The sequence below is a fragment of the Kitasatospora sp. NPDC022856 genome (genome assembly GCF_055561235.1).
Window position 1 is genome coordinate 448786 of the sequence record NZ_JBVHHE010000001.1, and the last position, 17719, is coordinate 466504.

The 17719-nt window shown below is 73.5% G+C and carries 17 protein-coding genes; 12 read left to right on the forward strand and 5 right to left on the reverse strand.

From position 1 onward, the window contains the following. Positions 1–36 precede the first annotated feature (36 nt). The 3 genes from ACZ34W_RS02020 (at position 37) to ACZ34W_RS02030 (ending at position 4117) form a co-directional block, all read left to right on the forward strand. Positions 37–2328, forward strand: coding sequence for a Dyp-type peroxidase (locus ACZ34W_RS02020; protein WP_465600846.1), 2292 nt, complete (start codon positions 37–39; stop codon positions 2326–2328). A gap of 72 nt (positions 2329–2400) precedes the next feature. Continuing rightward, positions 2401–2748, forward strand: a complete 348-nt coding sequence (locus ACZ34W_RS02025) for an MmcQ/YjbR family DNA-binding protein (protein WP_329487489.1) — start codon at positions 2401–2403, stop codon at positions 2746–2748. Between the two features lie 157 nt (positions 2749–2905). Then, complete coding sequence (locus tag ACZ34W_RS02030) at positions 2906–4117, forward strand: alpha/beta hydrolase (protein ID WP_329487490.1); 1212 nt, start codon at positions 2906–2908, stop codon at positions 4115–4117. 22 nt (positions 4118–4139) lie between these two features. Here the strand turns inward: ACZ34W_RS02030 and ACZ34W_RS02035 are convergent, their stop codons facing one another. Continuing rightward, positions 4140–5111 (reverse strand): helix-turn-helix transcriptional regulator, encoded by a 972-nt coding sequence (locus tag ACZ34W_RS02035; protein ID WP_329487491.1) that lies wholly within the window; start codon positions 5109–5111, stop codon positions 4140–4142. 101 nt (positions 5112–5212) lie between these two features. Here ACZ34W_RS02035 and ACZ34W_RS02040 point away from each other — a divergent pair, with 101 nt between their 5' ends. Next, positions 5213–5791: a TIGR03086 family metal-binding protein gene (locus tag ACZ34W_RS02040; RefSeq protein WP_329487492.1), complete on the forward strand. Its 579-nt coding sequence runs from the start codon at positions 5213–5215 to the stop codon at positions 5789–5791. A gap of 50 nt (positions 5792–5841) precedes the next feature. Here ACZ34W_RS02040 and ACZ34W_RS02045 read toward each other — a convergent pair whose 3' ends face one another. After that, a complete protein-coding gene (locus ACZ34W_RS02045; protein WP_465600853.1) occupies positions 5842–6351 on the reverse strand; it encodes a MerR family transcriptional regulator in 510 nt (169 codons plus the stop codon). Between the two features lie 120 nt (positions 6352–6471). Here ACZ34W_RS02045 and ACZ34W_RS02050 point away from each other — a divergent pair, with 120 nt between their 5' ends. Beyond that, entirely contained in the window at positions 6472–7305 is an 834-nt protein-coding gene (locus tag ACZ34W_RS02050; RefSeq protein ID WP_465600856.1) for a serine hydrolase domain-containing protein, read from the forward strand. Positions 7306–7346: 41 nt separating this feature from the next. Here the strand turns inward: ACZ34W_RS02050 and ACZ34W_RS02055 are convergent, their stop codons facing one another. Further along, positions 7347–8123 (reverse strand): pirin family protein, encoded by a 777-nt coding sequence (locus ACZ34W_RS02055; protein ID WP_329487497.1) that lies wholly within the window; start codon positions 8121–8123, stop codon positions 7347–7349. A gap of 286 nt (positions 8124–8409) precedes the next feature. On the opposite strand from ACZ34W_RS02055, the gene ACZ34W_RS02060 reads away from it, so the two are divergent. The 5 genes from ACZ34W_RS02060 (at position 8410) to fabF (ending at position 13405) form a co-directional block, all read left to right on the forward strand. Next, positions 8410–9606 (forward strand): PucR family transcriptional regulator, encoded by a 1197-nt coding sequence (locus ACZ34W_RS02060; protein ID WP_329492090.1) that lies wholly within the window; start codon positions 8410–8412, stop codon positions 9604–9606. A 90-nt stretch (positions 9607–9696) separates the two neighbouring features. Continuing rightward, a complete protein-coding gene (locus ACZ34W_RS02065) occupies positions 9697–10647 on the forward strand; it encodes an ACP S-malonyltransferase (RefSeq protein ID WP_329487498.1) in 951 nt (316 codons plus the stop codon). Beyond that, positions 10644–11675, forward strand: a complete 1032-nt coding sequence (locus ACZ34W_RS02070; RefSeq protein ID WP_359802924.1) for a beta-ketoacyl-ACP synthase III — start codon at positions 10644–10646, stop codon at positions 11673–11675. Before ACZ34W_RS02065 ends, ACZ34W_RS02070 begins: the two co-directional genes overlap by 4 nt. Positions 11676–11755: 80 nt before the next feature. Next, positions 11756–11998 (forward strand): acyl carrier protein, encoded by a 243-nt coding sequence (locus tag ACZ34W_RS02075; RefSeq protein ID WP_329487501.1) that lies wholly within the window; start codon positions 11756–11758, stop codon positions 11996–11998. Positions 11999–12139: 141 nt separating this feature from the next. Continuing rightward, the gene (gene fabF / locus ACZ34W_RS02080) at positions 12140–13405 is read left to right on the forward strand and encodes a beta-ketoacyl-ACP synthase II (protein WP_329487502.1); all 1266 of its coding nucleotides are present in this window, start codon (positions 12140–12142) and stop codon (positions 13403–13405) included. 114 nt (positions 13406–13519) lie between these two features. On the opposite strand, the gene ACZ34W_RS02085 is transcribed toward fabF, so the two are convergent. Both ACZ34W_RS02085 and ACZ34W_RS02090 read right to left on the reverse strand, forming a co-directional pair. Next, entirely contained in the window at positions 13520–14014 is a 495-nt protein-coding gene (locus ACZ34W_RS02085) for a DUF3145 domain-containing protein (protein ID WP_329487504.1), read from the reverse strand. A 355-nt stretch (positions 14015–14369) separates the two neighbouring features. After that, complete coding sequence (locus tag ACZ34W_RS02090) at positions 14370–15395, reverse strand: NADP-dependent oxidoreductase (RefSeq protein ID WP_465600863.1); 1026 nt, start codon at positions 15393–15395, stop codon at positions 14370–14372. A gap of 127 nt (positions 15396–15522) precedes the next feature. Between ACZ34W_RS02090 and ACZ34W_RS02095 the strand changes: the two genes are divergently transcribed. Both ACZ34W_RS02095 and ACZ34W_RS02100 read left to right on the forward strand, forming a co-directional pair. Beyond that, positions 15523–15987 (forward strand): MarR family winged helix-turn-helix transcriptional regulator, encoded by a 465-nt coding sequence (locus ACZ34W_RS02095; protein WP_329487507.1) that lies wholly within the window; start codon positions 15523–15525, stop codon positions 15985–15987. A 171-nt stretch (positions 15988–16158) separates the two neighbouring features. After that, positions 16159–17712 carry an LCP family protein gene (locus ACZ34W_RS02100; protein ID WP_465600866.1) on the forward strand — a complete coding sequence of 518 codons (1554 nt, stop codon included), beginning with the start codon at positions 16159–16161 and terminating at the stop codon, positions 17710–17712. The last annotated feature ends 7 nt before the right edge of the window (positions 17713–17719 follow it).

The window sequence follows — 17719 nt, forward strand, 5'->3', positions numbered from 1 at the left end:
TCCCGGCCTCCCCCACCCACCCCACGGAGGAACCCCATGGCAACGGATCTGAGACTGCGCCGGAGCGAGGAGATCCAGGGCGACATCGTCGCCGGCTTCAAGAAGGACAACGTCACCCTGCTGTTCCTGAAGTTCGAGGACGCCGCCAGGGCCCGCGACTGGCTGCGCGCGGTCGCCCCGCAGATCGCCACCACCCGGCAGGTCGCCGAGTTCAACGCGGCGTTCAGCGAGGCCCGCAAGAGCTCGGGCGGCGACGACCCCAAGACCCTCAAGGCCACCTGGCTGGGCCTCAGCCTCACCTACGAGGGCATGCGCCAGCTCTCCGCCACCGACCCGTTCGAACAGGCCCCGCCGGTCGGCAGCGGCCTGGAGGCGTTCAAGGAGGGCTCGGCCAAGCGGGCCGGCGCGCTCGGTGACACCGGCGACAACTCCCCGGAGAACTGGCTCTTCGGCAACGGCAGGAACCAGCAGGTGCACGCCGTGCTGACGATCGCCTCGGACACCGAGCAGGACCTCGCCGCCACCGTCACCGCCCAGCGCGAGGCGGCCGCCGAGGCGAAGATCGTCACCATCTTCCAGCAGAACGCCAAGACCCTGCTCGGCAGCCGCCGCGGCAAGGAGCACTTCGGCTTCAAGGACGGCATCAGCGAGCCCGGCGTCCGCTTCTTCGACCCGCCGAACCCGGCGAACGAGGAGGAGGTCGAGGGCCACCCGGGCACCCGGATCATTCCGGCCGGCGAGTTCGTCGTCGGCGAGCAGCCCGCCCCCGGCAGCTTCACCGACTTCCCCGCGTGGGCCCGCGACGGCTCCTTCCAGGTCGTCCGCCGGCTCTCCCAGGACGTCCCCGGCTGGTGGTCGCAGGTCTCGGTCAAGCTGAAGGAGCTCAAGCAGGCCAAGGCCGTCCCGGACACCGCCACCGCCGAGTGGCTGGCCGCCCGGCTGGTCGGCCGCTGGCGCTCCGGGGCGCCGGTCTGCAAGCACCAGGACCGCGACGTCCCGAACGACCCGAAGGCGTCCTCGGACAACGACTTCGACTTCCGGGACGACCTGGAGGGCCTGGTCACCCCGCTCTTCTCGCACCTGCGCAAGTCCAGCCCGCGGGCCGGGCTGCAGGCCCCCGACCCGAGCCGGCCGCCGTTCGACGCCAAGGAGCTCGACGGCCGGCGGATCATGCGGCGCGGCGCGCCCTACGGGTTCCCGTTCGACCCGGCCTCCGAGGGCCCCGGCGGGCCCGACGACCCGCGCGGCCTGCTCTTCGTCTGCTACCAGGCCGACATCGCCCGGCAGTTCGAGTTCATCCAGGCCGACTGGATCGACCAGCCGGACTTCCCGCCCGGCCGCAACCCCGTGCCCGGCAAGGACCCGGTGATCACCGAGGCCGACGACGTCGACTTCGAGAGCCGCGGCCCGGACGGCGCGATCAAGCACACCCCGCTGCACTTCCAGCAGTTCGTGCAGACCCAGGGCTCGGTGTACGCCTTCGCGCCGTCCATCAGCACCCTCAAGGCGCTCGCCGAGGGGCGACTCACCGGGCAGTCGCAGGGCCGGCAGGGCGGCCAGACCTCCTCGCGACAGGACAGGGGCTACCCGTGCGACGACTTCGTCGCCGTCCCGGACCAGTGGCGCAAGGGCGGCCGGAGCCAGTTCTGGGCGTTCCACGGCCCGCAGTGCCGCCGGATCGCGGTCGAGGACGGCGCCGCGCACACCGACCACCCGGTCGAGCGCGACGCCGCGCTGACCACCTGGCCCTGCCTGCGGGGGGTCGAGCGGATCGACTGCGTCCTGCCGATGGCCGATCTGCAGAACCCGGCCGGCAAGAGCTGGTACTGGGTGTTCCACACCACCGGCGGCCGGCAGCAGTACCGGTCCGTCTCGATCACCTGCGGCGGCGGGACGTACACCGACGCCCTGGAGCGCCCGGACCGCGGCCTCTCGGCCTGGAACTCGCTCGTCGGCGTCGAGCGGATGGACTGCTTCCTCCCGGTGCCCGACCAGCAGCGGGTCGGCGGCAAGAGCTGGTACTGGGCGTTCCACACCACCGGCGGCCGCCAGCGGTACCGGCTGATCTCGGTGGCGGACGGCGCCGCGCACACCGACGTCTGCGAGCGCACCGACCGTGAACTCTCGCGGTGGAGTTCGCTGGACGGCATCACCGAGGTGGACTGCTTCCTGCCGGTGCCCGACGTCCAGCGGGTCGGCGGCCGCAGCGAGTACTGGGTGTTCCACGGCGAGAACTACCGCAAGATCTCGGTGGCCGACGGCAGCGGCCACCCGGACCGCAAGATCGCCGACGACCGCTCGTGCGACGGCTGGGCCTCCCTGGTCTGAGCCGGTCACCGCGCCCCCGCCCGTGACGCGTGCCGGGGGCGCGGTGTCGGTCCACTGCCCTACGCTGCCGCCATGGTGACGTTCGATGAGTTCCGCGCGATGGCGCTCGCCCTGCCGGAGGCCGTGCAGCAGCCGACCTGGGAGATCGAGACCCTGCGGGTCCGCACGAAGATCTTCGCGATGGGCTCGCCGGACGGCACCGGCGTCAGCGTCAAGGCCTCCCCGGAGGACCAGAGCGAGCTGCTCGCCGCCGCGCCCGAGGTGTTCTCCTACCCCCCGTACGTCGGGCGGCACGGCTGGGTCGGTGTCCGGCTCGACCTGGTCGACCCGGAGGAGCTGCGCGAGCTGCTCACCGAGGCCTGGCGCCGCACCGCTCCCAAGCGCATGGTCAGGGAGTTCGACGCGGCGCAGGACCGGTGACGCCGAAAGGACACCGCCGGTTCATGTGATCCATCCCACAGTTTGAGCGGGCCCGACACCGCGCCACGCCCCCTACGCTTACCCAGGGAAGTTGGCAGTCGTACCACCTCCGGGCCCCGCCCGCAGAACGGTCACGGGCCCTTAGGGAGTTGACGCGATGCGCCGTCGGCGGTGGAAGCGTGTACTGATCGGTGCCTTCGCCGGATGCGCCGTGCTGGCCGACGCCGGCGCCGCCGCGGCCCAGGCCGCCGCGTCCACCGAGCAGTTGGCGATCTCCACTCCCCCGGCCGGCAGCGCCGCCTGGGTCGAGGACCACTCCTTCGACCGCACCCTGCCCGATCCGGCCCTCACCACGCCGGCCGCCGCCGCCGACTTCTTCGCCTCGCTGGCGCCCACCGAGCTGGACCGGCTGATCCAGGACTACCCGCTGGTCGTCGGCAACTTCGACGGCGCCCCGGTCGAGCTGCGCTACCGCGCCAACCGGATCGCCCTCACCGCCGAGCGGGACCGCGCCCGGGCCCGCGCCGCCGACCGGACCCTCGACTCCGACCTGCGCGCGCTCGCCGTCTCCCGCGCCAACGACGTCGAGCACCTGCTCGCCCCCGAGCGCCAGGTGCTCGCCTTCGACCCGCGCGGCCGCGGCCTGGTCAGCGAGGTCTGGGGCGACCTCACCGACGCCGACCGGATCTCCGTCCTCGTGCCCGGCTCCGACGCCGACCTCGGCCACTTCGACCAGGCCGCCGACCCGCTGCGCTCCCCCGCCGGGATGGCCCGCGCGCTGTACGCCGAGGAGCGGCGGCAGTCGCCCGGCACCCGGACCGCGGTGATCGCCTGGACCGGCTACGTCACGCCCTCCGGCCTCGGCCCGGACGCCGTCACCTCCCGGCTCGCCGACGTCGGCGCGCCCCGGCTGGAGCGGCTGCTCGCCGGCCTCAAGGAGACCACCCGACCCGACGCGCCGCCGTCGCTGCTCTGCCACTCCTACGGCTCGGTGGTCTGCGGCACCGCCGCCCCCGAGATCCCCCGGGCGGCCGCCTCGCCGTCCGACACCTCCGGGATCACCGACCTGATGGTGTTCGGCAGCCCGGGCATGGGCGTGCAGAGCACCTCCGAACTGGGCGCCGGCGTACACGTCTGGGCCACCCGCAACGGCAGCGACTGGATCGGCAACGTGCCGTACCTGGAGGTCGGCGGGCTCGGCCACGGCGCCGACCCGACCTCGGCCGAGTTCGGCGCCGAGCAGATCTCCTCGGCCCGCTCCTCCGGCCACAACGGCTACTTCACCGAGGGCACCGACAGCCTGCACAACTTCGCGGCCATCTCGCTCGGCCACTACGAGGACGTGGTCCGGCCCGCTCCCGAGGCCTGACGGCCGCTCGGCCCCACCCCGGTCACTCCTGGTAGAGCCGGACCGCCTCGACGGCGGCCCGGGCCAGCTCCCGCCGGGCGGCCGGCGGCGCGAGCACCTCGGCGTCCGGCCCGAAGGAGAGCAGCGCGCGGACGGCCGGCAGCGCCGGGAAGCCCATCGCCAGCTCGACCCACTCGTCCGGGGCGCCCGCGCCCGACTCCGGCGGCGGCGCGGTGAGCCGGCTGCCGTGGATCCGGACGAACAGGTCCAGCCGCCCGCGCCGCACCCGGACCTTCACCAGCACCTCCTTCGGCAGCCGCTCCACCTGCTCGCGCAGCACCGCCCACACCTCGCCGAGCCCCAGCCCCGGGCGCCGGCGCACCGGCTCCTCGGTGGCCTCGGCCGCCAGCACCCGGTCGGCCCGGAACAGCCGGGGCTCACCGCGCAGATCGGCCACCAGGTACCAGACGGCGGCCTTGCTCACCAGGCCGTAGGGGTCGACGGTGTACTCGGCCGGGGCCGGCGCGCCGCTGTGCCGGTAGCGCAGCCGCAGCCGGCGGTCGGCGAAGACGGCGTACTGCAGCTCGCCGAGGTCGGGCCCGGCGGGTGCGCCGGCCTGGAGCCAGCGGGCCGGGTCCACCAGGATCCGCTCGCTGATCCGCTCGGCGGCCGGGCGGTGCGGGGCGGGCAGCGCGGCCATCACCTTGCGCAGCGCGGAGCCGAGCGCGCCGTCCAGCCCGAGATCGCTGTGCGCGCCCTGGGCGGAGAGCACGAACAGCGCCCGGGCCTCGTCGGCGGTCAGGCCGCTGACGTCGGTGCGGTACCCGGGCAGCAGGGCGATCCCGCCGTGCCGGCCCCGCTCGGTGTACACCGGGACGCCGGCCGACGAGAGCGCCTCGACGTCGCGGTAGATGGTGCGGACCGACACCTCCAGGCGCTCGGCCAGTTCGGTGGCGGACACCAGGCCGCGGGTCTGGAGCAACAGCAGGATCGAGAGCAGGCGGTCGGCCTTCATGGCACGAGGGTTCCAGAAACCCTGACGGCGGTTGTCAGGTTTTACCGGGAGATTGCCTCCCGAGAGCCGAAACCCCTTCCACTCGACGGAGCCGATCACCGATGGACACCACCCAGGACCCCCGCCCGCAGTACCTGCTCGCGCTCGGCCAGCTGGAGAAGCTGATCGCCGAGGTGACCCCGGAGGCGCTGGACCGCCCCACCCCGTGCCCCGAGTACGACCTGCGACAGCTGCTCAGCCACGTGGTCGGCGGCGTGCACCGGCTCGCCTACATCGGCGAGGGCGGCCGGGCGGAGGACGTCGTGGCGGCCACCGGCGAGCTGGCCGACGACGCCTGGCCGGCCGCCCTCGACCGGGCCCGCGCCCGGGCCGTCGCCGCCTGGGCGGACGACGCGAAGCTGGACCGCCCCGCCGTCGCCCCCTGGGGCGAGGTGCCCGGCCGGGCCGCACTGGGCGGCTACGTGATGGAGACGGTCACGCACTCCTGGGACATCGCCCGAGCGCTCGGCAGCCGGCTCGCCCTGGACGAGCGGTTGGCGCTGACCGCGCTGGCGGTCGCCGAGGCCGTGCTGTCGCCCGAGTACCGCGGCGGCCCGGTGCCGTTCGCCGCCGTGCAGCCCGTGCCGGACGGCGCCGACACCTACACCCGGCTGGCCGCCTGGACGGGCCGCGCGGTCTGAACCCCCGCACCGGGCGGGCGGTTCGCGGCCGGCCGGCGGGCAGGGGCGGATCAGGCGCTCCGCTTCCTCCCCCGCGGGCCGGCCGCCGGGTCCGGGGCGTCCTCGGGGGCGCCGCGGTCGGCGATCATTCCGGCGTACAGGTCGATCTTGTAGTCGATGACGGCGAGGGTGGCGTGCAGGTCGGCGATCCGCTGCCGGACCTCCTCGCGGTGGGCGAGCAGCAGCCCGCGCCGGTCCTCCAGGGTCCGCTCGCCGCGGCGGGCCAGCTCCACGTACCGGAGCATGTCGGCGACCGTCATGCCGGTCAGCCGGAGCCGGCCGAGGAAGGCCAGCCGGTGCAGGTCGGCGTCGCAGTAGCGGCGCTGGCCGGAGGCGGAGCGGTCGACCGGGTCGAGCAGGCCGATCCGCTCGTACCAGCGCAGGGTGTGGGCGGTCAGTCCGCTGGCCGCCGCCACCTCGCTGATCGTGTGCCGAGGAGTCCGGTTCGGCTCGCCGACCGGTGTGCTGAACACCTCGGAGCAGGTCCGCAGGTCGACGGCGACCGGTGCGAGTGTGGCCATGATCGGTACCCCCAGTGGTGAACGATGACGACGACGCTAGTGAGTTGGAGTGCACTCCAGGCAAGCCTGCCACCCGGGTGACCCGGCACCCGCCGTCGGCCGCCCGTTAGAGTCGGCGCCATGGAGAGCTTGCGGATGATCGAGACCTGGCCGGTGCCCAACGCCGCGGCGGCGGTGGTGCGGGGCGCGGACGGCGCGGTCCTGGGCGGGCACGGCCCGCGGCAGCACCTGTTCCCGCTCGCGTCGGTGACCAAGCTGCTCACCTCGTACGCGGTGCTGGTCGCGGTCGAGGAGGGCGTCTTCGAGCTGGACGACCCGGCCGGGCCGGCCGGCTCGACCGTCCGCCACCTGCTGGCGCACACCTCCGGGCTGGCCTTCGACGAGCACCGGGTGATGGCCGCGCCGGGCAACCGCCGGCTCTACTCCAACGCCGGGTTCGACGTCCTGGCGCGGACCCTCCAGGAGGCCTCGGGCATCGAGTTCGGCCGCTACGCCGCCGAGGCCGTGTTCGAACCGCTCGGGATGCACTCCACGCTGATCAACACCGCGCACAAGTCCCCGGCCGGCGCCGGCGGCCTCTCCACGGTGGCGGACCTCTCGCTGTTCGCGGCCGAGCTGCAGTCGCCCAAGCTGCTGGACCCGTCCACCCTGCGCGCGGCCACCCGTGAGGTCGCCTTCCCCGGGACGAGCGGCGTGCTGCCCGGCTTCGGCCACCGCCGGCCGAACGACTGGGGCCTCGGCTTCGAGATCCGGGACGGCAAGGCGCCGCACTGGACGGGCACCGCCAACTCCTCCGCCACCTTCGGCCACTTCGGCCAGTCCGGCACCTTCCTCTGGGTGGACCCGGAAGCCGGCGTGGCCTGCGTCGCGCTCACCGACCGGGACTTCGGGCCGTGGGCCGCCGAGGTCTGGCCGGCGCTCGGCGACGCGGTGCTGGCCGAGCTGCGCGGCTGAGCCCGGCGGGCCCGGTCGGCGGCGCGCCGACCGGGCCGCCCTCAGCCGTACGAGACCGGCGAGTGCATCTCCCAGAGCAGCAGGACGGCGCCGTCCTGGCCCGCCGTCGGGTCGGCGAAGGCCTCGCCGGTGATCCGCACGCTGTCGCCGGGCACCATCGAGCGGCCGCCGCCCTGCGGTCCCGGTACCGTCCTGAAGCCCAGCGAGCCGGCCGTCAGATGGGCGTACCGCCAGGCGGCGGGCGGGAGCGCGGGCAGCGGCTGCCAGGGGTCGGCGGTCACCAGCCAGAGCGCGGCGTCGCGGCGGCGCAGCCGCAGGGCGTCCGTCCCGGCGTCCCGCGCCAGCCCGGAGGCGAGCAGCGTCAACCCGCCGTCCGCCGGTTCCACCCGGCGCAGCCCGTACGCCGGCGGCGCGTCGAAGACGTCCGGCTGGAGCCACATCTGGACGAAGCGGACCGGCCCGTCGGCGCCGCCGACGTTGCGCTCGGTGTGGCTGACGCCGGAGCCCGCGCCGAGGTACTGGAGCATCCCGGGGCGGACCACCCCGCTGTGGCCCCGGGAGTCGCGGTGGGCCAGCGCGCCCTCCAGGACCCAGGTGAGGATCTCGGTGTCCCGGTGCTTGTGCTCCTCGAACCCCGCCCCGGGGGCGAGCAGTTCCTCGTTGCAGGCGAGCAGCGCGCCGAAGTGCGTGTTCTTCGGGTCGTAGTGGCCCGAGAAGGAGAACGCGTGTCTGGTCTCGATGCCCTCGGCCGGGGTGGAGCGGTAGCGCTCGGCGGTGCGGCGCAGGTCGGCGCGGGGGCGGGCGGGGGCGTCGGTCACGGGCTTCACCGTAGCGTGGTCCGCGGCCGGTTCGCGGGCACCGCGGCCCCGGCGGCGGCGCTCCCCGGCGGGCCCGGTGGCCGGGGCGGGGCCGGCGCGCGACGCCCGCCGTCGTGCCGCTCCGCCGGGGGCTGTGCACGAGCAGTCACTCCGGTGAGGCAGTCTTGTCCTTGTGCCAGCCGCCTCCGCGAACTCCAAGAACGATCCGACCGCCAAGCCCGACAAGAACGGGAAGAGCCCGACGCCCGGCTCCGGGCGGGACCGGCCCGGGCGGGCGGCGCCACGCCTGACCGCGCAGGAGCGCAGACTCGCGGCCGACCGGGCCGAACGGCGGGTCGCGACGCTGAAGCGGCTGGAGAAGTCCTCGGGCAAGCTGGCCACCGCCGCGATCGCGCGGATGGACGACCAGCTCGGCTGGTACCGGCGGATGCCCCCGGAGCACCGCTCCTGGATCGGCCTGGTCGCCCAGGCCGGCATCGCCGCCTTCACCGAGTGGTACCGCCACCCCGACGCCCCGCAGGCGATCTCCACCGACGTCTTCGGCACCGCGCCGCGCGAGCTGACCCGGGCGATCACGCTGCGCCAGACCGTCGAGCTGATCCGCACCACCATCGAGGTGATGGAGGAGGCCATCGAGGAGGTGGCCTCGCCCGGCGACGAGGCGGACATGCGCGAGTCCGTCCTGGTCTACGCCCGGGAGATCGCCTTCGCGACCGCCCAGGTGTACGCCCAGGCCGCCGAGGCTCGCGGGGCCTGGGACGCCCGGCTGGAGGCGCTGGTCGTCAACTCGCTGCTGTCCGGCGACGCGGACGAGGGCGTGCTGTCGCGGGCCGCCGCGCTCGGCTGGGGCCAGCCGAGCCAGGTCCGGGTGGTCATGGGCAGCGCGCCGGACGGCGACAGCGAGCTGGTGGTCGAGGCGATCCGCCGGGCCGCCCGCTACGCCAAGCTGCACGTCCTGACCGGGGTGCTGGGCAAGCGCCTGGTGGTGGTGGTCGGTGGAGAGAAGGAGCCGGTGCACGCGGCCCGGGCGCTGATCGGCCAGTTCGCGCCGGGGCCGGTGGTGGTCGGTCCGACCGTGCCCGACCTGCTGTCGGCGACCCGCTCGGCGCACGCCGCCGCGGCCGGCCTGCGGGCCTGCGCCGCCTGGCCCGACGCCCCGCGCCCGGCCCTGGCCGACGACCTGCTGCCCGAACGGGCGCTCGCCGGCGACCAGGCGGCGCGCCGTCAGCTGGTGGAGGAGATCTACACACCGCTCGACGAGGCCGGTTCGGCACTGTTGGAGACCTTGAGTGTCTACCTGGAGCAGGCCTCCTCCCTGGAGGGAGCCGCCCGGATGCTCTTCGTTCACCCCAACACGGTGCGCTACCGGCTCCGACGTGTGACAGACGTCACGGGCTACGCTCCCTCCGACGTACGTTCGGCCTTCACGCTGCGTATCGCACTGGCGCTGGGCCGACTCGCCGCGGCCGGGGAGCAGAGTTGACCCCGATGTAGGGAACTGACAATCCCGGATGCTTTTCTTCGTTACCGTCGCCTACCCGCCCCCGGGCGCCTGGCGAGAGAGGGTTGAACCGTGCTCGTAATCGTCGCCCCTGGACAGGGTGCCCAGTCCCCCGGTTTCCTCAGCCCCTGGCTGGAGCTCGACGGCGTCGCCGACCGCCTGCGCGGCTGGTCGGAGGTCGCCGGGCTCGACCTGGTGCACGCCGGCACAGAGGCGTCCGCCGAGGAGATCAAGGACACCGCCGTCGCCCAGCCGCTGCTGGTCGCGGCCGGTCTGGTGACCGCCCGCGCGCTGTTCCCGGACGAGGACCGCGCCCGTGCGCTGGTCGGTGCCGTGGCCGGTCACAGCGTCGGTGAGATCACCGCCGCCGCCGGCGCCGGGGTGCTGTCCGCCCACGACGCGCTGACCTTCGTCCGCGAACGCAGCCTGGCGATGGCCGAGGCCGCCGCCGCCACCGAGACCGGCATGCTCGCCGTGCTCGGCGGCGACCCCGAGGTCGTCGCCGCCAAGCTGGCGGAGCACGGCCTGACCCCGGCCAACAACAACGGCGGGGGCCAGATCGTCGCGGCCGGCACGCTGGCCCAGCTGGAGGCCCTGAAGGCCGACCCGCCGCCGGTCTCCCGGCTGATCGGGCTCAAGGTCGCCGGCGCGTTCCACACCGAGCACATGGCGCCCGGTGTCGAGCGGCTGGCGAAGCTCGCCCCGACCCTGACGGTCGCGAACCCGGAGGTCACCTACGTGTCCAACCGGGACGGCGAGGTCGTGACGGACGGCACCGAGGTGCTGGACCGGCTGGTCTCGCAGGTCTCCAACCCGGTCCGCTGGGACCTCTGCATGGAGACCCTGCAGCGGCTGGGCGCGACCGCGGTCATCGAGCTCGCGCCTGCGGGTACCCTCACCGGACTGGTCAAGCGCAACCTCAAGGGTGTGGCGACGCTTGCCCTCAAGACCCCCGCCGATCTGGACAAGGCCCGTGACCTCGTCGCGGAGCACGGCGGTCAGGATCAGGAGAACAAGGCATGAGCCAGCCCCAGATCAAGCCCGTCACCGGTGCCCGCTACTCGCGCATCCACGGCGTCGGCGGCTACCGCCCGGTCCGGGTGATCCCCAACTCCGAGGTCCTGAACTGGATCGACTCCTCGGACGAGTGGATCCGCACCCGCAGCGGGATCGCCGAGCGGCGCTGGGCCGGCCCGGAGGAGACCGTCGCCGAGATGTCGGTGCAGGCCGCCGGCAAGGCCATCGCGCAGGCCGGGATCAGCCCGGAGCAGATCGGCGGCGTGATCGTCGCCACCGTCTCGCACCTCAAGCAGACCCCCGCGATCGCCACCGAGATCGCCGAGCGGCTGGGCTGCGGCACCGCCCCGGCCTTCGACATCTCGGCCGCCTGCGCCGGCTTCGGCTACGGCCTGGGCCTGGCCGACGGCATGATCCGCGGCGGCAGCGCCGGGTACGTACTGGTGATCGGCGTGGAGCGGCTCAGCGACCTGACCGACCAGTCGGACCGCTCGACCGCCTTCATCTTCGGTGACGGCGCCGGTGCCGCGATCGTCGGCCCGTCCGACACGCCCGGTATCGGCAAGGTCATCTGGGGCTCGGACGGCTCCCAGAAGGACGTCATCTCGCAGACCCAGGCCTGGGACACCGCCTTCGCCAAGGAGGACGCCGTCAACGGCGCCGGCGAGGAGATCAAGTGGCCGGCCCTGCGCATGGAGGGCCAGTCGGTCTTCCGCTGGGCGGTCTGGGAGATGGCCAAGGTGGCCCAGCAGGCGCTCGACGCCGCCGGGATCACCGCCGACCAGCTGGGCGCGTTCATCCCCCACCAGGCCAACATGCGCATCACCGATGCCATGATCAAGGCGCTGAAGCTGCCCGAATCGGTGCCCGTCGCTCGCGACATCACCGAGACCGGCAACACCTCCGCGGCCTCCATCCCGCTGGCGATGGAACGCATGCTGGAAAGCGGTGAGGCCCGCAGCGGGGACCTCGCGCTGATCATCGGGTTCGGGGCGGGTCTGGTCTACGCGGCAGCAGTCGTTACGCTCCCCTAGGCAACTTTCGCCCCAACCCATCCACAAGCCTGCGTCCGTCCGCCGGGCGGCGCATTCAACACCGAAGAGGAGCAGCCAGTATGGCTACCAAGGACGAGGTCCTGGAAGGTCTCGCTGAGATCGTCAACGAGATCGCCGGCATCCCGACCGAGGACGTCGAGGTCGACAAGTCCTTCACCGATGACCTGGACGTCGACTCGCTCTCCATGGTCGAGGTCGTCGTGGCCGCCGAGGAGCGCTTCGACGTGAAGATCCCGGACGACGAGGTCAAGAACCTGAAGACCGTCGGCGACGCGGTGGACTACATCCTCGCCAACGCCTGAGCGTTCGACTCGTTCGACGCCTGACGTCGGCCGCCTCCAGCAGGCGGCCGACACGCCGGCCGGGACGCCCCACCGGGCGCCCGGCCGGGCCATCCACGGCTCGCCGCCGCCCCCCGCACAAACGTGAGAGAAGAAGATCCAGTGACCGCTGAAAACCGTACCGTGGTCGTCACGGGTATCGGCGCCTTCACGCCGCTGGGCGGCGACGCCGCCACCACCTGGGAGAACCTGGTCGCCGGGCGCTCCGGAGTGGCTGCCCTGACCGAGGAGTGGGCCACCGAGCTGCCCGTCCGGATCGCCGCGCGCACCGCGGTCGAGCCGGGCGAGGTCCTCCCCCGTCCGCTGGCCCGCCGGCTGGACCGCTCGGCGCAGTTCGCGCTGATCGCGGCCCGCGAGGCGTGGGCCGACGCCGGCTACGAGACGCCGGCCACCGACGAGTCCTCCAAGCTCGCGCCGGAGCGCCTGGGCGCCGTGATCGCCTCGGGCATCGGCGGTGTCACCACCCTGCTCGACCAGTACGACGTGCTGAAGGACAAGGGCGCCCGCAAGGTCTCCCCGCACACCGTGCCGATGCTGATGCCGAACTCCCCGGCGGCCAACGTCGGCCTGGAGGTCGGCGCCCGGGCCGGTGTGCACACCCCCGTCTCCGCCTGCGCCTCCGGCGCCGAGGCGATCGGCTACGCGATCGAGATGATCCGCAGCGGCCGCGCCGACGTCGTGGTGGCCGGTGGTACCGAGGCCGCGATCCACCCGCTGCCGATCGCCGCGTTCGCCAACATGATGGCGATGTCCAAGAACAACGACGACCCCGAGGGCGCCTCCCGCCCGTACGACAAGGGCCGCGACGGCTTCGTGCTCGGCGAGGGCGCGGGCGTGGTCGTGCTGGAGTCGGTCGAGCACGCCGAGGCCCGCGGCGCCCGGATCTACTGCGAGGCGGTGGGTCAGGGCCTCTCCTCGGACGCCCACCACATCGCCCAGCCCGAGCCCACCGGTGCCGGCGTGGCCCGTGCGCTGGCCGACCTGTTCGAGCGCAACCCGCTCGACAAGGCCGAGATCGTGCACGTCAACGCGCACGCCACCTCGACCCCGCAGGGCGACACGGCCGAGCTGAAGGCGCTGCGCAAGGAGCTCGGCGAGCACCTCGACCACATCGCCGTCTCGGCGACCAAGTCGATGACCGGCCACCTGCTGGGCGGCGCCGGCGGCATCGAGACCGTCGCCACCGTACTGGCCCTGTACAACCGGATCGCCCCGCCGACCATCAACGTCGGCGAGCTGGACGACGACGTGGACGCGGACATCGTCCGGGACGAGCCGCGCAAGCTGCCCGAGGGCCGGATCGCCGCGCTGAACAACTCGTTCGGCTTCGGCGGCCACAACGTGGTGCTGGCCTTCCGCACCGTCTGAGGCCCGCTCCGACGCCCATGACGAAGGGCCGGCGCTCGTGACGAGCGCCGGCCCCTTCGTCATGGGCCGGGCCGGACGGCTCCGGCCCGGACCACCTGGCTCAGAGCACCTGCCTCAGACCACCTGGTGCAGCCAGCGCACCGGGGCGCCCTCGCCGGCGTAGCGGAAGGGCTCCAGTTCGTCGTCCCAGGGCTTGCCGAGCAGCCGGGCGATCTCCGCCTCCAGGTCGGCCCCCTCGCTGCGGGCCCGCAGCAGGACGGCGCGGAGCCGGTCCTCGGGGATCAGGATGTCGCCGTGGATGCCCGTGACGGCGTGGAAGATGCCGAGCGCGGGTGTGCTGCTGTACCGCTCGCCCTCCGCCGTGGCGCAGGGCTCGCTGGTGACTTCGTACCGCATCAACTGCCAGCCGCGCAGCGCGGAGGCGAGCTTCGAGGCCGTACCGGTCTCTCCCTGCCAGGAGAGCTCGGCCCGCCAGTGCCCGGGCGCGGCCGGCTGGCGGATCCAGTCCAGACTCACCCGCACACCGAGCACCCCCGCGACGGCCCACTCGACGTGCGGGCACAGCGCGCGGGGCGCGGAGTGGACGTACAGGACTCCACGTGTCGTCACCGGGACCTCCAGGCTGTGGACGAGGGTCGCCTTCCCCAGCTGCCTCGCGTTCGCGCCTGTAGTTGATCCACAGTTACCCACGTTAGCCGACATTAAGCCACTAAATTGAGCAAAACGGACAGGCTTTCGCTCAATGCTAATCGAATCCCCAAGGAGGTCCACCCCTCGGTGGGATCTCTCCCCCGAACGGCCCCATCGTCAGGCGGGACCACCGTACCGCGCCGTCCCGCACCATGACTGACGCACTTTCGGATCGGGCCGGAATGCGGTAGTGCGGCCCGCTTCCCTGCGCCCGGTACGCAAACCGCCCCGCGCCCGGGGAGGGCGGCGGGGCGGTCGACGGGCCGATCCGGCGTCAGCCGTTCAGGCGGACCACCATCTTGCCGGTGTTGGCGCCGCGCAGCAGGTCCAGGAAGGCCTCCGCGGTGTTCTCGAAGCCGTCCACCACGGTCTGCTCCTCGCGCAGCTTCCCCTCCCGAAGCCAGCCGCCGACCTCGGCGACGAACTGCGGCTGGAGGGCCGCGTGGTCGCGCACCAGCATGCCCTCCAGGCGCAGCCGCTTGCCGATCGCCTGCGCCAGGTTGCGCGGGCCCGCCGGGGCGGTGGTGTCGTTGTACTGGGCGATCGCGCCGCAGAGCACCGCGCGGCCGTGCACGCCGAGCGCGCCGATCGCGGCCTCCAGGTGGTCGCCGCCGACGTTGTCGAAGTAGAGGTCGATGCCCTCCGGGGCGGCCTTGGCGAGCTGCTCGTGGACCGGGCCGTCCTTGTAGTTGAACGCGGCGTCGAAGCCGAAGTCCTCGACCAGCCGGGCGACCTTCTCCGCCGAGCCGGCCGAGCCGACCACCAGCGAGGCGCCCTTGAGCCGGGCGATCTGGCCGACGATCGAGCCCACCGCGCCGGCCGCGCCGGAGACGAAGACCCGGTCGCCCTCCTTGAGGCCGCCGACCGCGAGCAGGCCCGCGTAGGCGGTCAGACCGGTCATGCCGAGGACGCCGAGGTAGGCGGAGAGCGGTGCGGCGGCCGGGTCGACCTTCACCGCCTGCTCGGCGGGCAGGGTGGCGTACTCGCGCCAGCCCAGGCCGTGCAGCACGGCGTCGCCCGGCGTGAAGCCCTCGGCCGCGGAGGCGACCACGTAGCCGACCGCGCCGCCGTCCATCGGCGCGCCGAGCCGGAACGGCGGGGCGTAGGACTTCACGTCGTTCATCCGGCCGCGCATGTAGGGGTCGACCGAGAGGTAGGCGTTGCGCACCAGGATCTCGCCGGGGCCCGGGGTCCGGACCGGTGCCTCGACCAGGGCGAAGTCCGTCGGGACCGGCCAGCCCTGCGGGCGGGCGGCGAGGTGCCATTCGCGGGCGGTGGCGGGCGCTTCCTGCGTTGCCATCGGTGGTGCTCCTTGAGGTGTCTGGGTGGTCCCCCGGTGATGCCGCGCGACCTGAAAGGTTGAGCGACTGAAGTAACGATGGACATGAAAGGTTCAGGTTGTCAACTGTTCAGGTAGACTGTCACCCATGGACACCCAGCCGACCGGGGCCGCCACGCCGCAGCCCGACGAGATCACCCGTGAGGTCGTCGACCTGATGGCCAATCTGGTCGCGCTCTTCCACCGCGAGTACGAGGAGGCCGCCGCCGCCCGCTCGCTCACCGGCGCCCAGGCCAAGGTCCTCGCCCTGCTGCGGCGCGGACCGATGCCGATGCGCCACATCGCCCAGACGCTCAGCTGCGAGCCCTCCAACATCACCGGCATCGTCGACCGCCTGGAGTCGCGCGGCTTCGTGACCAGGGAGGCCGACCGGCAGGACCGCCGGGTCAAGCTCGTCGCCGCCACCGAGACCGGCTCCGCCGCGTCCGAAGAGCTGCGCGAGTCGCTGAACTTCGCCCGCGAACCGCTGGCCGCGCTCGGCCCGGACGAGCGGACGGCGCTGCGCGACCTGCTCCGCCGGATGCTGGCGGGAGCCTCCGGCCCCGGCGCGTGAGAAGCGGCCGGGTGAGAAGCATCACAGGCCCCGGGGCCGATCCGGCCGAATTGGCCGCCCGTCGGCTGTAACCGAACCCTCCCCCGAAACGTCTAACGTTCGAGATTCGCACGGGCCTGCCCATGGGCCGGTGCGTGCAGGGACGACATCAGGAGACGGGGGGCCCGGGGGATGAGCAGCAGCTCGCGCCGGCGGCGCATCGTGAAGACCGCCGTGGGCCTCGCCGCCGTTCTCGTGCTGTCGGTGGCGGGGGCCGGGGCGTGGTTCTACCACCGGCTGGACAGCAACATCACCACCTTCGACGCGGGCGGCGTCGCGACCGAGCGGCCGCCGGCCCCCGTCCCGGTCACCCCGGGCGCGTCCGTCCCGGTCAACGTCCTGGTGCTCGGCTCGGACACCCGCACCGACGGCAACGCCGACCTCGGCGGCGGCGAGGAGGGCGTCGGCCACTCGGACACCGCGATCCTGCTGCACGTCTACGCGGACCACAAGCACGCCGTCGGCGTCTCGATCCCCCGCGACGCGCTGGTGACCATCCCGGCCTGCAAGCTGCCCAGCGGCCGGTGGACCGAGCCCCGGACCAACCAGATGTTCAACTCGGCGTTCACCATAGGCGAGTTCCCCCAGGGGAACCCCGCCTGCACGCAGAACACCGTCGAGGCGCTCACCGGCCTGCGGGTGGACCACACCATCGTGGTCGACTTCAAGGGCGTCGCCGCGATGACCGAGGCGATCAACGGCGTGGACGTCTGCGTCCCGAACGACGTGAACTCGCACAACATCAAGCTCAGGAAGGGGCTGCAGAAGCTCTCCGGGCAGCCCGCGGTCGACTACCTGCGGGCGCGGTACGGCTTCGGCGACAACTCCGACATCGGGCGGATGAAGCGCCAGCAGGCCTTCCTCTCCGCGATGATCAGCAAGATCCAGGGACTCGGCTTCTCGCTGCCGACCCTGCTCCCGCTGGCCGACGCCGCCACCCGCTCGCTCACCGTGGACGAGGGCCTGGGCACCGCGATGAAGCTGGTGGACTTCGCCCAGTCGCTGCAGGGCATCAAGCTCCCCGACATCACCTTCGTCACCACCCCCTGGCGCTTCTCCGGCGAACGGGTCGCGCTGGTCCACCCCGACGTGGACACCCTCTGGAAGCTGCTGCGCGAGGACCGCACCCTGGACGGGCAGAGCACCGGCCAGGCGGCCGACCCGGCCGCCGCCCCGCCCTCCCCCTCCGCCGCCCCGGATGCCTCGCCCACCGCGCTCTCGCCCGAGCAGTCGGCCGTACCGATCACCGTGGTCAACGGGGTCGGCACCCCGGGGCTGGCCGGGAAGGGCGCCGAGGCGGTCCGCGCCAAGGGCTTCCAGAACATCACCCTGGACGCCACCGGCGGCAGCCGGCTGCGCACCGAGATCGCGTACGACCCGGCCTTCAGGACCGCCGCCGACCAGCTGGCGCTGGTCTTCCCGCAGGCCCGGTCCGTCGAGGAGCCGGGCGCCGGGGGCATCGTCATCACGCTCGGCCGCGACTACCACCCCACCGCGGCCACCGGGCCCGTCCCGGGCACCCCCGGTGTCGCGGGTGCCCCCGGTGCCCCGGCCGGGCCGGCGGCCGACCGGACGGCCGCACCGGGCGCCGCCGCCACCGGCACCCCGACCGGCGTCCCCACCGGCATCGCCGAGAACGCCCGCGGGGCCGACACCGACCCCTGCGCCAACCTGACCTTCGGCTAGGGAGCGG

Coding starts and splice junctions, on each gene's coding strand:
- ACZ34W_RS02020 (WP_465600846.1), top strand. CDS start 37: ATGGCAACGGATCTGAGACTGCGCCGGAGCGAGGAGATCCAGGGCGAC.
- ACZ34W_RS02025 (WP_329487489.1), top strand. CDS start 2,401: ATGGTGACGTTCGATGAGTTCCGCGCGATGGCGCTCGCCCTGCCGGAG.
- ACZ34W_RS02030 (WP_329487490.1), top strand. CDS start 2,906: ATGCGCCGTCGGCGGTGGAAGCGTGTACTGATCGGTGCCTTCGCCGGA.
- ACZ34W_RS02035 (WP_329487491.1), bottom strand. CDS start 5,111: ATGAAGGCCGACCGCCTGCTCTCGATCCTGCTGTTGCTCCAGACCCGC.
- ACZ34W_RS02040 (WP_329487492.1), top strand. CDS start 5,213: ATGGACACCACCCAGGACCCCCGCCCGCAGTACCTGCTCGCGCTCGGC.
- ACZ34W_RS02045 (WP_465600853.1), bottom strand. CDS start 6,351: ATGGCCACACTCGCACCGGTCGCCGTCGACCTGCGGACCTGCTCCGAG.
- ACZ34W_RS02050 (WP_465600856.1), top strand. CDS start 6,472: ATGGAGAGCTTGCGGATGATCGAGACCTGGCCGGTGCCCAACGCCGCG.
- ACZ34W_RS02070 (WP_359802924.1), top strand. CDS start 10,644: ATGAGCCAGCCCCAGATCAAGCCCGTCACCGGTGCCCGCTACTCGCGC.
- ACZ34W_RS02075 (WP_329487501.1), top strand. CDS start 11,756: ATGGCTACCAAGGACGAGGTCCTGGAAGGTCTCGCTGAGATCGTCAAC.
- ACZ34W_RS02090 (WP_465600863.1), bottom strand. CDS start 15,395: ATGGCAACGCAGGAAGCGCCCGCCACCGCCCGCGAATGGCACCTCGCC.
- ACZ34W_RS02095 (WP_329487507.1), top strand. CDS start 15,523: ATGGACACCCAGCCGACCGGGGCCGCCACGCCGCAGCCCGACGAGATC.
- ACZ34W_RS02100 (WP_465600866.1), top strand. CDS start 16,159: ATGAGCAGCAGCTCGCGCCGGCGGCGCATCGTGAAGACCGCCGTGGGC.